Below are 13,869 nucleotides of genomic sequence, written 5' to 3'. Positions count from 1 at the left end.
GAATTCGTGATCCCAGCCAGCAAAAAATTGTTCCTGCGGCAGATCAATTGACGTTGCAGGTCACGCTGATTTCGTAGAACTGCCCGGCCGCCAGGGCGGGAAGTGCATATCCGCCGGCACTTTCCAGTTGCAAGATCGTTGGCGCGGCAATGCATTGCCCGGGCGTAGCCGAACAGGCAACCGCCGTCTTGGTCAGATGGGATGCAACCGGATCGGTAATTGTCGCGCCCGTCGCGGTGTCGACACCGTTGTTGGTGACGCGAATCGTGTAAGTCGTGGTGCTGCCGGCGACGATCGAAGTGACTCCGTCGGTCTTGGTGATCGACAGGTCCACCGTGAGCTTGCGGTTGGTAAACGTGCAGGCGATGGCACTGCCATTCGCGGTGGCGGCGGCATCCAGCGTCACCGTGCGCGTGGAGATGTTCGGCGTGGCCGTGCCGCCCGAGCCCATGCCGCTGCAACCGATGCTTTGCAGAGTCCAACCTGTCGGCGGCGAGCCTTCGGTGACGGTGGTCTGCGTACCGGCAGTCGTCAACGGGTCTGAAGTGCCCGCCGCGGGCACGCCGTCGCCCGTGGTGGTGATGGTCTGGCTGGTCACGCCATTGCTGCCGCTGAAGGTGAACGCACCAGTGCCGCCCACGCTGACCTTGTTGACGGTTACGCTCGGCTTCACCGCTGTCGTCGTGTTGGTGATGGTGCAGACGATCTGGTCGGTCGCGCCCGGCACAACGCTCCATTGTCGATTCGGCAAAGAGACAACGGTCGGCGCGAACGCGGTCCCGTTGCGGGTACAGGCAATCGAGGTGGTGTCGTAATTCGCGAGGCTGGATGAGCCCGCTGCCATCACTTCGCGCAGGTAATACGTCATGCCAGTCGTCGTCGCGAAGTTGGTGCTGGCCTGTTGCCCGGTGCCGGAACCGGCCGTGGTCGCGGCAGCGACTGTGCCCCCGCCCGCGGTGAGGCCGATCTGGATGGTGAACTGGTCGGCGGCATCGATACGCGGAGAACCGATCACCTTGTTCAAGGTGATGCCGGCGACGTTGCCGCTGATCGAACCGTTGCAACCATTGGCGCTGCTCACGGACGCCGGGTCGCGAAACGCCGACGCGGGGATGATCTGGGTGGTGCCTCCAGGAGTGGTCCATTGCAAGTGGTTGTAGTTCAAGCCTGCCTGGTTGTTCCAGTACATCCGCAGCAGCGCGCAACTGTTGGCGTTGGCAGCGGTGAAGGTTCCAAAAGTCTGGAAATCCGTTTCGCTGCTGCTCCAGTCGGACACCGAACCCGCCAGGATGCTGTAACTGGCCGTGCGGTAATTCGTGTTGGTGAAATCGGGTGACAGTTCGATCACCACGTTGTCGTCATGCGCGGCGGCGATGGTATAGGTACCGGCGTTCGGGAACTGGACCAATGCATACGCAACCTTGCCCTGCGCCTGGAGGCGACACGGCACGCTGTTGGTGTTGCTCCGGTTGTCACACAAGGCGTTTGTGGCACCGCTGGCGAAGTCGATGGTGGCGCTGGTTCCGGTCCGCACCGCGTTCGCGGAATTCGCCGACACCGCCCGCAAGTTGGCGATGGCAACGGCATTGGGATAATTGGTGAATTTCGGGATGCCCGAGGGGCCGTTGTAGTTGGCATCGGTAGCGGTGTTCTGATCGCCGCGATAGTCCTCCCAACGCACTGTTTGCGCCATCGCCTGCCCGGCCAGCAACAAACCGGCAAGCAGGAGACACACACGCAGATGCCAATTGCGCATCACATCGGACTTGTTCACGAACACGATTCGTTCCCCATTGCGAAAGCGATGCAGCGAGGCACCCTTCCAAGCATCGATCAATAACTCCCCACCACGTTCAGGAACCAGCCGCGATGGCGGTAGCTGAAGTCGGTGAGGTTGTCGCTGAAATCGGTGAAGTTGTAGCCGACGCCGACACGCAGTCCCTTGGTGATGTTGCGATCAATGCCGAGCAGCACGCCCTTGCGGATGCCGCCCTTGTCGACGCCCAGCCAGCGGTATTCGGCCAGCGCGTTCCAGTCGGTGTGGATCAAGCCGTAGCGCACCTGTACTGCACCGAAGGTCGCCGCGGAACTTTCCCATGCGCCGGTGAATCGACCGAAGCGCACTTCGCCATCGCGACGCGCCAGCTTGCCCGAGAATTCCCAGCGCGGCAGCGGGTGATAGACGCCTTCGATCGAGAACACGCGGCTTTGCTGGTCGTAGTAGGCGGTATCGCTGCCCACCTGCGGCAATGCCGACACGTCATACAGATAGGTGTATTTGCCGAGCAGTGCGTACTTGGTGGAATTCCACGGACGCCAGGCGAAGCCGACATTGCCTTCGACGAAGCGCGCACCGGCGATCGACTGCACTTCGTCTTGCGTGTCGGACATGTTGAGTCGTCCGGCGAAACGCAGGCTTTCGTTCCACTTGTAGTTGAACCAGTTGGTGGTCACCCACTGGCGACGACGTTCGGCGCCGCTGTCCTTGCGCCACTCCAGCTTGCTCTGCCACTGCGCAACCGGGTTGGTGTAGCCACCGGTGACGCTGATCGCCTGGCGGTTGGTCTTGCCATCGGCCTGGTCCAGCGAACCCTGCTGCAGGGTGAAGCCGGTGTTCCATCCTTGCGACGGATAAAAGTTCATGCCGAAAGTGTTGGCGAGGCCGGACTGGTTCGGCGCCTTCAGGTACTGGCTCTCGTTGAAGACGTTGACCTTGCTGTTGAGTTGCCAGCGCTGGCCCACGGTCCAACCCGGCGTCACGCTGGGATTGAACAGCGGGTCGTACTGGGTGGTGTCGGTCGAATAGGTGTAGTTGGCGTACAGCGTGTGGTTCTGACTGACGCGATATTCGCCGTTGACGCTGACCGCATTGCCGCGATCGCCCACCGTCGCTTCGCCGCCGATGTTCGAGAGGTTGCCGAAGATGTACTTGGCGCCCGCGGTGAACGCATTGTTCTTGGCGTACTTGCCACTGTCGTCGTCGAGCGTGAGCTGGGCGATGCCGTAGACATCGAGCGAGGTGCCGATGTGCTGTGAATACTTGGCCGCCAGCAAGGTGCCGACGCTTTCGACGCCAGCGCTGCGCTGATCGACGCGACGCAGTTCCGCGCTCAGCAACGAACGTTCGTTCAAGCGCCAGTCGGCGGTGATCTGTGCCTGTTCGAGCAAATCGCTGCCGCGTTCGGCACGACTGACGCGGGCATACATCCGCAGCACGTCGCTGACATCGCCGAGCACTTCGGCGCCGACTTCATGCACCGGCTGGCCGATGTCGTAACGCGAGATCGAATACCCCGCATCGACATCGCGCCACCACGCACCGCCCTGCCATTCGCGCTGGGTCCAGCCCAGTTCCTTGGTGTTGATGCGCGCTTCGACCGCCCGCGCGGTGCCGCTGGCGTTCGCCAGTTGCGCGGCATTGGTCTGGGTGAAGCTCAAGCCACCGTTGCTGGAATAGAAGATCGGTGCGCTGGTGGATTGCGTGTGCGTCTGTTCGACCTTCAGGTAGGTGCCACGACCCGCCTGCAAGGTGAGATCGGCACCGGCCATGCGGTAATCGTCACCGGAGCGATTCTCGTCGACATAGGTCGCGCCGACGCCGACGTGATCACCGAACCAGTGCTTGACGCGCAGGCCGGCAGCGACGTCATCGGCCTTGAAGCCCTGTGGCACATATTCGTAATCGACCAGCAGGATCTGCGTGTAGCCGGTCAACGGGGTATCGCGCGTCAGCGTGTGCACGTTTTCGCTGGCGACCTGCGACAGCGGGCGCGTCAGCAGGATGCGGCCCTGGTAGGCGTCGATCTCGTAATCGACACCATTGGCGAGGGTGACGCGATTGATCACCGAGCCCGTGGTGGGATCGCGGATCTCCAGCACCACCTGTTGCGAGCCGGGCAGGATGCCGGTGTGCTTGAGGTAGTACAGGCTGCCGCCGGTGCCGAGGAATTCGCTGTGGCCGGGGGTGCTCTGTGCTTGCGATCCGAAGGCGCGCAACACGGTATCGGGCTCGGCGTATTTCGTTGTTGCTTGCGAACGCCACGCCACTGCCGCGCCGTAGAGACTGCGGACGTATTGCGCGTACTGGGTGCCGGTCAGGCCGGTGTTGTAGTTGCCCCACAACGCCTGGTTCTTGTCCCAATCGACGCGCAGGTACAGGCGTCCCATGGTGTCGACATCGCGATACGTCGTGGAATCGTCACCATAGACCGGGTAGTAGGCATCGGGATCGAGCTGGCGGAACACGTCGGTCGCGTCCGCCTTCCAGAAACCGGTGAACAGTTGCGAGACCTGCTTTTCCTGTGTATCGGCCTGCGCTGTCCACAGGTATTTGCCCTTGGCCTTGGCCTTGAGATAGAACGCCAGGCGCCCTTCCAGCAGGCTGTCCTTGGTGAACTGCGGCTGGTTGGCCAGCGGTTCGACCGAGCCGGACACGCTGTTGCCGGACAAGGTGAAATCGGCAATGCCGACGCCGAAGAAATAGCGTCCGGTGACATCGATGTCGAGTTTCTTGTGTGCGGAATTGACGTCGCCATCCTTGCCGACCAGCACGTCGAAATCGTAGCGACCGATTGGCAACAGGTATTCGGAGACGAACTTGCGTTCGAGATCGACCGGCATCGACTGCCCGTTGATCGTCACCTGCCGCTGGTCGGGAACGTTGCGACCCTGGATGCGCACGCGCGATCCGTACACCGCGATGTTCTGCTGGCGCAGCGTGTTCTGGCCGAACACCTGCTGGATCTGCAGCATCTCGCTGGCGGCGGCATCGGTCAGCGGACGCTGTCCGTTCTGCACGGATTGTGCGGTGGTGCGTTGCTGCTGGACTTCCATTTCCTCCGGGCGCACCAATTGCATGCGCGCGGGATAGGTCTCGTCGTAAGTCTTGTCGTCCGAATATGCACGCACGACGTAGGTCAGTTCGTCACCGACGCGCAACGGCGCGCCCGTGGCGGCATCGATGTGGCCATCCCACTCGCCTTCCATGATCGCGCCGAGTTTCAGTGGAATCGTCGCCAGTGGCGTCACCAGATCGCTGTCGCTGGCACGGAACACCACGATCTCGGCGCGTTTCATGAACGCCGAATAGTTGCTGCTGCCGTAGAACTTCACCGGCTTGGTGATCTTGCTGCCGTCATAGGCAACGAGATTGCTCGCCGAAACCGCCATCTGCGGCTGGCCGAGATTGGGATCTTCGGTCGCCCAGATCACGCCGCCATTGGGCAATTGCACCGACCATTTTCCGACGGCGACGGCTTGTCCGGGCGCAAGATCGTGCTTCCAGTCGCTCGTGACTTTTCCCGTCTTGACCGACACGCGGCGATCGGGCTGCAGTGTTTGCGAATCGGATTTCTCCGTGCCCACCACCACCGGGTCGCGCTTGCCGCGGCTGATCACCTTGAACAGCATGTTGCCATCATCACTGCAACCATCGCTGCCGCAATTCGTGGTGGCTGGCAGCTGCTGATCCCGTGCCGGCTTGTTGGTGGCGGTATCGCCAACAGTTGACGCCGGCGTGTTCCCCTCCATCGGAATCGTGTTTTGCGCGTGCACACCGGCGGCCATGCCCGAGAGCATGCACATCAGCGTGTAGTCCAGCAGTTTGAGTTTCGTCTTCTTCATGGCCGGCCCTCCTGGGCGTTGTGCTGTCCGGAGGAACTGGACGGACCAGATTCGAACTCAACTTGGACTCCCTTGCGCTTGGATTCGGGCAATTGTGCGGTGATGGCGTCGAACACAGCCTTGGCGCGACGCATGCCGAGCGCATCGTTGTAGGCATCCGATGCCCGCGGGTCGGCATGACCGCTGATGACGACACGCTTGGTTTCCGACTGCACGAGGTAATCGGCGATCCTCGCGATCAAAGGCGCGAATTCGGGCTTGATCGTCGACTTGTTGGTGTCGAACAACACATTGCCGATCTGCGGCCACTGCAGCAGTCCGACCACTGTACTTCGCGCATCGGCCGGATTGGTGCGCAGGCTCACGCGGGTCTTGGCCGCGATCTCCACCGGCAACGCCGCAATGAGCGCCTTGCGCACCGCCACCGCGCGATCGAACGCGAGCAATTCGTCCTCGCCCTGCGCCGCGATCACCACTTCACCGCCACCATGGCCGCGAATTTCATCGGCAATATTCCGGACCACTGGGGCGTATCGCTCGTGCAGCCTGGCGCTGCCGGGATCGAACATCATCTTGCCCAGCTCCATCTCGTACAGTTCGGTCGCACCTTCGATCACGCCGGACGGCAACTTCACGCCGAAGTCGAAGCGCACCGGCAGACCAGGGGTCACTCGGCGCACCAACGGATTGTCGGTGGTGAAGGTGGTGCCTGGCGGCAGCGTGGACGGATCAACCTTGAGGATGAAGTTGCGGCCACGCGTGTCCGGGCCACCTGGAATTGCCGCGAGGTGATAGCGACCGAACTGGTCGGTTTCGATCAGCAAGCCTTCCACCGACGCGATGCGCACGCCGGGGATACCACGTTCGTCGACGCCGGCATTGCTGATGACGTAGTCGACCTGGTAGCCGTCTTCGACCTGCGCGATCTTGCGCTCCACCTTCAGATCGACTGCATTCAAGCCCTTGGCTGCATCGCCACTGGTCTCGACGCGGGTCTTGCCGGCGGCATCCATGCGCACGGTGACGCCTTCCTTCGAGGTCAGTACGAAGTCATCGTTGAAAGCGAGTTCGCGCAGATGCTGGCGGATCACGATCTGGTGCTTCGCCACCGGATCGGCATCCGACTGGCGACCCTTGAGTTCGCCCAAGGGAATGCCATGCAGCATCGGCGAGCTGTGATCGGCCTCCGGCTTCGGGCCATCGCCACGATCCACCGTGGTCGAGTTGGACACGTAGGCCGCCGGCGAGAATCCGCCCTGCGCCTTCAGGCCCGATGCCGTCGCGGAATCCTGCCAGCCATCGCCATCGCGGTCATCGAACACCGTACCGACAATCAATGTGTCGTCTGTCATCGGATCGCCGACTACCTGGACATCGGCCGTCGCGATGTTGGAGGCATCGCGGCCACGATCCTGCATCAACGCCTGGTTGGTGTACGTGCCCGGATGGATGCCCGCACCCACGCGCAGCATGTAGGTCACTACCGCGCGTTGGCCGACGTCGATGTCGATGCCCGACACGATGAGCGTGCGAGTCGCGATCATGTTGGCCTTGTTGTCGCGATCGACGATCGTCATCGACTTGTCGACGTAGCTGAAGCCTGCCGGCGGCGTATCGATCAGCGTCGCCGCATTCACAGGCACGCTGCCGGTGTTCTCGATGGTCAGCGTGTAACGCACCAGGTCACCGACGTGGACATTGCTCGGCTGCGCCGTCTTGGTCACCCGCATCGATGCCGGGGCCGTCACCACGACTGTTGCCGTGGCATTGGCGCAGTTGGTCGGATTGATGCGGTCGCAGATCGTGTACGGATAGGTATACGTGCCTGCGAGCGTGCCCGGCTTCACCGTGATGGTGCCGTCCGGATTCATCACCAGACCCGAGTTGGGGCTGTTGCCCGGCGTCAGCACCACATTGCCCGTGGTCGCCGGCTGGCCATTGATGGTGTCGTTGATCAGCACGCTCGGGGTGTTGCCGCCAGTCGTGCTGTCGATGGCAGGCGGCGTATCCGGCGTCGCAATGATCACCGGAGCGGTCACTTTCACCGTCGCCGTCGCCGTCGAGCAATTGGCCGGATTGAGCTTCTCGCAGATCGTGTATGGATAGGCATACGTGCCCGCAGGCGTACCCGGCTTCACCGTGATGGTGCCGTCGGGATTCATCACCAGGCCCGGATTCGGACTGGCGCCCGGCGTCAACGTCACCGTCGTCGCGCTGACCGGCTGGCCATTGAGCGTGTCATTGCCCAGCACCGTTGGCGTGTTGCCGCCATTGCCACCGTTGATCGGATCGGAAGAGTGATCGTCATCGATGGCCTTGATCGCGGCCGCTACCACTTTCACATCGATCGTCGTTGTCGAGCAGTTGGACGGGTTGAGCTTCTCGCAGATCTTGTAACTGATCTGGTAGTCGCCCGCAGGTGTGCCTGACGGCACGCTCACCGCACCCGTCACCGGATCGAGGCTCGGCACCGGGCCGCCATTGATCGGCGTTGCCGGCGTGACCACCGTTCCGACGATCTTCGCCGGATCCACCGGCTGGCCGCCCAACGTGTCGTTGCCGTAGGCATTGCCCGCGTTCGGGTTGCCCGTCGCACCGTTGATGCCGGTGTAAACGTCGGGGATGGCAACGATCGGGGCGGCGTTCACCACCACGGTGGCCGTAGCTGTCGAGCAGTTGTTCGGATTGAGCTTCTCGCAGATCGTGTACGGGTAGGTGTACGTACCCGCCGGCGTGCCCTGCTTCACCGTGATGGTGCCGTCCGGATTCATCACGATGCCACCCGACGTGGTCGTCGGCGCTGTACCCGGCGTCAGCGCAACCTTCGCGCCGATATCGCCTGTCGTCAGCGTCGCGCCATTCAACGTGTCGTTGACGATCACGCTTGCCGTCGTCGCACCCGTTGCTCCGCTGATGTTCGGGTACGAGTCGTCCTTGGCCACGATCGGATTGGGTTTGGCCGTCACCGTCAACGTTGCCGTAGGAGGTACCAGCATTCCGCCCACCGGCGTGCCATGCCCTGTTGCAACGTTCGTAATCGAACCTGCCGTAAGGTCGGACTGCGTCACCGTGTGTGTCGCCGAACAAGTTGCCACCGACGTGCCCTGTCCACTCGGCGCCAAGTTGGCTGGCGTGCAATTGCCGACCGTTCCCAGCTTGTCGTCCGTCACCGACAAGCCGTTGATCGCCACGTTGCCCATGTTCGTGAGCGTGTACGTGTAGGTGATCACGTCACCCACCACCGAGTACGTTGCCTTGTCCGCCGTCTTCTTTAGCGTCATAACCGGCGTCAATGCAATCGGCGTCGTCGTCGTCGACGGCGGCGAGAGCACCGGCGTCCCGTTCGGCGGCGTGCCGCCCGCGGTTGCGCTGTTGTCCGACTTGCCCGCGTTCACTTCCGCTTGGGTAATCGTGTGCGTGCCTGTGCAGGTCATGCTCACGCCCACCGCCAGCATCGTCGCCGGGCAGTTCGCCGCAGCATCCAGCTGTGTGTCGTTCACCACTACCGCTATCAGCGGCGTGTTGCCCGTGTTCGTCACCACGAAGCTGTACGCAATCGTGTCGCCCGCATCCGTGAGCGTGTTGCTCGCACCCTTGTTCACCGTCGGCTTGCCCGCACTCTTCACGATCGTCAGCGCGGGCTTCGGGATAAGCGTATTCGTGATCGTGCACGTCGGCGACGCCGCCGTCGCATCGATCGTCACGGTCCCAGACGCATCCACCGTCGCGCCCGCCGTACAGCTGTAGCTCGCCGTGTAGTTCAGACCACTGCCAACCGTGAACGCCTCGCTCAGCGCACCGCTCGCACCCGCAGACACCGTCACGCCCGTGCCCGTCGTCGTATTGCCCGCCGCCGTCGCCACCGACGAGCCGCTCGTCGCACTGCCCAGGCTCGCCGGCACGCTCACCGTCGCCGTGTCACCCGCCAACGCACCCGCCGACCACGTCTTCGCCACCGTCAGCGTCTTCGTCTTGCGCGTATTCGTGATCGTGCACGTCGGCGACGCCGCCGTCGCATCGATCGTCACGGTCCCAGACGCATCCACCGTCGCGCCCGCCGTACAGCTGTAGCTCGCCGTGTAGTTCAGACCACTGCCAACCGTGAACGCCTCGCTCAGCGCACCGCTCGCACCCGCAGACACCGTCACGCCCGTGCCCGTCGTCGTATTGCCCGCCGCCGTCGCCACCGACGAGCCGCTCGTCGCACTGCCCAGGCTCGCCGGCACGCTCACCGTCGCCGTGTCACCCGCCAACGCACCCGCCGACCACGTCTTCGCCACCGTCAGCGTCTTCGTCTTGCGCGTATTGCTCTCGGTGCAAGTAATCGTCTTGCCGACATCGGCAGCAGCGATCGTGATCTTGTTCCCGCTCAGGGATCCACCACCCGTGCAACTCCAAGATTGGGTGTAGTTGGACAGGTTGGGGAAACCCGTTTCGGAAATGTTGGCCGATTCACCGACATAGACCGTGACCGCCGCGCCTGCCGTCGTGTTGCCCGCCGCTAGTGCGGTGGATGCGCCGGAACTCGCGTTATTAGCGAATGTATCGGTCGTCACCGTGGTCTGGTCGCCGGCAATGCTGTTGGCCGCCCAGGTCTTCTGCAGGATGAGTTGCGCGCTCTGGCGATTGAGCGGGTTGGTGATCGTGCCGCTCGCCGCCGCATTGATGGTGCCGGCGGGATTGGCATACGTGGCCGCGCCCCAGGCATATCCGGCGGGCGCGGTGGGGGTGGCCGTTTCGTTCAACGTGCATGCGGTCGAGCCGGCTGGAACATTCACGACCGTCGATTTGCTGGTGTCGCCGGAAGCGAAGGTGATCGTTCCGGTATACGTAGCCGTTGGTGTCGCGCAACTCAAACTGAAGTTGAAATTCCCTGGCGTGCCGCCTGCTGGCGTGCCGCCGGTAACCGTCACCGTCTTGGTGATGGTGACGGGAAAAAGAAGGGTGTCGGTATCGGTAGCCTTGCATTCCTGCTTGCCCGATCCGTTGAAAACGCTACCAGCGCTCGTGCATGCTGTTCCGGCATTGACGACACTGCCATCCTGCGGAGGCGTCACCGTTGCCGTGTTCACGACTTGCGCCATCGCACCTTGAGGGGAGAGTGCAATCAGCGACGCAAAAATGAATGAAAAAACAGCCGCTGGCATGCGGCTGGTGCGCTCCGAAAATGCGCGCAATCGTTCCTTGAATGACACCACTCCCCCTTGCAGCAGCACAGCCCAGCTCAACCAGCCGGAACTTCCATGCAGGGAGTATCTCATTCGCCCTATCACAACGAATTCACAAGGATTACTCAAATTCAGCTTCAGCAAGCAAAAATTTGAACCCGGCCACACAATTGGACTGGATGAGGAAATGAAAATGTGACGCGCATTGCGTCATCCGCGTTCATGTTCAGCCGCACATTGAATAAGTTGAGGGTACGATCACGCGCAACGCGCTGCAGCGCGACAGGAATTCAAGTCGCGAGGCTCATGCAAGGGTGAGGAACTGGTGGGTCGTGACGGATTCGAACCGTCGACCAACGGATTAAAAGTCCGATGCTCTACCGACTGAGCTAACGACCCGGCCAAGACCCGGCATTGCACCGGGCCCACATATTGTAACGAATCAACGATAACGGGTGGGATCGGCCAGCCCGGCATCGGCGAACCCGCGGGCGCGCAGCAGGCAGGCATCGCAATGGCCGCAGGCACGGCCGGCTTCGTCGGCCTGGTAGCAACTCACGGTCTGCGCGAAATCCACGCCCAGCCGCTCGCCCTCGCGGGCGATGTCGGCCTTGGTCATTCGCATCAGTGGTGCATGCACATGGAAGCGCGTGCCTTCCACCCCGGCGCGGGTGGCGAGGTTGGCCAGCGCTTCGAATGCGGCAATGAACTCCGGACGGCAGTCGGGATAGCCGGAGTAATCGACGGCATTGACGCCGCAAAAAATGTCGTTCGCGCCGAGTACTTCCGCCCAGCCCAGCGCCGCCGACAGCATCAACGTGTTGCGCGCAGGCACGTAGGTCACGGGAATGTCGCCGGTGCCGATCTCGTGGCCATCGGCATCGGTTGGCACATCGATGTCACTGGTCAGCGCCGAACCACCGATGGCGCGCAGGTCGATCTCCACGATCTTGTGTTCGACCGCGCCGAGCACCTTTGCCACGCGCTGGGCGGCATCGAGTTCGGAGAGATGACGTTGACCATAACGCACGCTCAATGCATGCGCGGCGAATCCCTGCTCGCGTGCGAGCGCCAGCACCACAGCCGAATCCATCCCACCCGATACCAATATCACTGCTGGCGTCATCGTCCCGGCTCCTCGCCCCACAACTGTTTGTGCAACTGCATCTGGAAGCGCACCGGCAAGTGCTCTGCGACGATCCAGTCGGCCAGCTCGCGCGGCGTGATTTGTCCGTGGCTGGGCGAAAACAGCACGTCGCAGCGCGTGTCCAATGCATGTTCCTTCACCACGGCGCGTGCCCAGTCGAAATCCTCGCGCGAACAGATCACGAACTTGACCTGGTCATGCGCTGTCAGCAACGCGATGTTCTCCCAACGATTGCGTTCCACTTCCCCGGAACCCGGCGTCTTGATGTCGACCACGCGTGATACCCGCGCGTCGACGTCGCCGATGTCGATCGCGCCAGACGTTTCCAGCGAGACGATCCATCCTTCATCGCACAATTTCTTCAGCAACTGGATGCAACGTTTCTGCGACAGCGGTTCGCCACCAGTCACGCAAACGTGGCGCACGCCATGGCCGGCGACGGTCGCGACGATGTCGTCGATCCCCACCCATTCGCCACCGTGGAAGGCATAGGCGGTATCGCAATAGAGGCAACGCAACGGGCAGCCGGTCAGGCGCACGAAGACCGTAGGCCAGCCGGCATCGCGGGCCTCGCCTTGCAGGGACAGGAAGATTTCGGTGATCCGCAACCGCTCGGAGGTTGGCTCCGACGACGGCTCGATCGCGGTAGCGACAACGGCGTTCATGCCGTCATTTTACCTTGCGGCAGGCTTCCTCAGCGGTTTTTGCTGTTTCATCGCCTGCTGGGACATCCGCAGCTTCAGCGCGGCATCGGCGGCCTTGGGGTGGGTTGGATAGGTATCCACCACCTGCTTGAACTGCTGCGCGGCCAGCGCGTAATTGCCGGTGGCGTAATAGCTCTCGCCCAGCCAGTAGCGCGCATTCGGGAGCAGCGCGCTCTTTGGCCAGCGGTCGATGAAGGATTTGAAGCCGCGCGACGAGGTGACGTAATCGCCACCCTTCAGCGCCTTGAACGCGACATCGTAATCGGCGCGATCATTCCCGTTCGATGCCGCCGGAGCCATCTCGGCAGGCGCATTGGCCGCAGGCTCCGCGGGTTGCGGCGACGCGTTCGCGCCCTGATCGCCACCAGTGGCCGCAGGCTTGCCGCCCTCGAGGCGATTCAAGCGACCATCGATATCGAGGTACTGGTTGCGCGCGGCTTCCTTCTGCTGGTTGAGCTGCTGTTGCAGCTCTTCCATTTGCCCACGCAGGCCGCGGATTTCTTCCTTGAGCGCGTTGATCTGGTTCAGCGTCTCCAGCTTGGCACTGTCATCGGCGGCATGTGCCTCCAGTGCGTCGACACGTTCGGCCAGGCTGGCTTTCTGCGCGAAAGCAGGCGCTGCCGGCAACAGCAGCGCCAGCCACAATGCGGGAATGGCAAGACGCATGGCCATGCTCAGGGCGTGGTGTAGTTGATGTCCACGCGGCGATTTTGCTTCCAGCACGATTCGTCGGATTCGCGGCATTCCGGACGCTCCTCGCCGTAGCTCACCACGCTGATCTGGCCAGTGCTTGCGCCCATTGCCTGCATCGCCGACGACACGCTGCGGGCGCGACGCTCACCCAACGCAAGGTTGTATTCGCGGCTGCCGCGTTCGTCGGTATTGCCTTCCAGGCGCATGCGCGCGGACGGGCGATCACGCAGGTACTTGGCGTGGCAACCGATCGATGCCTGGAATTCCGGCTTGGTGATGTCGGAGTCGTAATCGAAATACACCAAACGATTCTTCAGGCAGGCGTCCTTGTCGAGATCGCCGGGACCATAGGCGCCACCGATCGGCGCGGTGGACACGCCGGTATCGGCCTTGTTGCCGGTATTGTTCTGGGCGCCGGAATCGACCACCGGCGGCGGTGCGGTGTCCTTGGTCTTGGTGGAACAGGCGACGATCAAGCCCGAACAGGCGATCGCGATCATGGCGGCACGCAAGGTTTTCATTTTTCCGACTCCTT

The 13,869-nt window shown here is 62.5% G+C and carries 9 protein-coding genes and 1 tRNA gene; 2 read left to right on the top strand and 8 right to left on the bottom strand.

Annotated features, from left to right (window positions below):
• Positions 1 to 43: 43 nt before the first annotated feature.
• From Lysil_RS05000 to Lysil_RS04990, 3 genes are read right to left on the bottom strand one after another with little or no spacing between them, the layout of a single operon-like run.
• On the bottom strand, positions 44 to 1,774 hold the full coding sequence (locus tag Lysil_RS05000; protein ID WP_129588362.1) for a prealbumin-like fold domain-containing protein: 1,731 nt from the start codon (positions 1,772 to 1,774) through the stop codon (positions 44 to 46).
• Between the two features lie 59 nt (positions 1,775 to 1,833).
• A complete protein-coding gene (locus tag Lysil_RS04995) occupies positions 1,834 to 5,622 on the bottom strand; it encodes a hypothetical protein (RefSeq protein WP_103074418.1) in 3,789 nt (1,262 codons plus the stop codon).
• Positions 5,619 to 10,367 carry a DUF7507 domain-containing protein gene (locus tag Lysil_RS04990; RefSeq protein WP_165782386.1) on the bottom strand — a complete coding sequence of 1,583 codons (4,749 nt, stop codon included), beginning with the start codon at positions 10,365 to 10,367 and terminating at the stop codon, positions 5,619 to 5,621. Before Lysil_RS04990 ends, Lysil_RS04995 begins: the two co-directional genes overlap by 4 nt.
• Between Lysil_RS04990 and Lysil_RS13365 the strand changes: the two genes are divergently transcribed.
• Positions 10,351 to 10,716, top strand: a complete 366-nt coding sequence (locus Lysil_RS13365) for a hypothetical protein (protein WP_165782385.1) — start codon at positions 10,351 to 10,353, stop codon at positions 10,714 to 10,716. The genes Lysil_RS04990 and Lysil_RS13365 overlap by 17 nt on opposite strands.
• Before the next feature lie 27 nt (positions 10,717 to 10,743).
• A complete protein-coding gene (locus tag Lysil_RS13140; RefSeq protein WP_129588360.1) occupies positions 10,744 to 10,989 on the top strand; it encodes a hypothetical protein in 246 nt (81 codons plus the stop codon).
• Between the two features lie 124 nt (positions 10,990 to 11,113).
• Here Lysil_RS13140 and Lysil_RS04985 read toward each other — a convergent pair.
• From Lysil_RS04985 to pal, 5 genes are all read right to left on the bottom strand, one after another.
• Positions 11,114 to 11,189, bottom strand: a tRNA-Lys gene (locus tag Lysil_RS04985).
• A 43-nt stretch (positions 11,190 to 11,232) separates the two neighbouring features.
• Positions 11,233 to 11,916: a 7-cyano-7-deazaguanine synthase QueC gene (queC, locus tag Lysil_RS04980; RefSeq protein ID WP_103074416.1), complete on the bottom strand. Its 684-nt coding sequence runs from the start codon at positions 11,914 to 11,916 to the stop codon at positions 11,233 to 11,235.
• On the bottom strand, positions 11,913 to 12,602 hold the full coding sequence (gene queE, locus Lysil_RS04975; RefSeq protein WP_103074415.1) for a 7-carboxy-7-deazaguanine synthase QueE: 690 nt from the start codon (positions 12,600 to 12,602) through the stop codon (positions 11,913 to 11,915). Before queE ends, queC begins: the two co-directional genes overlap by 4 nt.
• Positions 12,603 to 12,611: 9 nt before the next feature.
• Positions 12,612 to 13,307, bottom strand: a complete 696-nt coding sequence (gene ybgF / locus Lysil_RS04970; protein ID WP_165782384.1) for a tol-pal system protein YbgF — start codon at positions 13,305 to 13,307, stop codon at positions 12,612 to 12,614.
• A gap of 8 nt (positions 13,308 to 13,315) precedes the next feature.
• Positions 13,316 to 13,855 carry a peptidoglycan-associated lipoprotein Pal gene (gene pal / locus Lysil_RS04965; RefSeq protein ID WP_240600135.1) on the bottom strand — a complete coding sequence of 180 codons (540 nt, stop codon included), beginning with the start codon at positions 13,853 to 13,855 and terminating at the stop codon, positions 13,316 to 13,318.
• Positions 13,856 to 13,869 lie beyond the last annotated feature (14 nt).

It is taken from the genome of Solilutibacter silvestris, assembly GCF_002895945.1.
GTDB classification, from domain to species: Bacteria; Pseudomonadota; Gammaproteobacteria; order Xanthomonadales; family Xanthomonadaceae; genus Solilutibacter; species Solilutibacter silvestris.
This window is presented reverse-complemented; position numbering and strand designations above follow the sequence as displayed.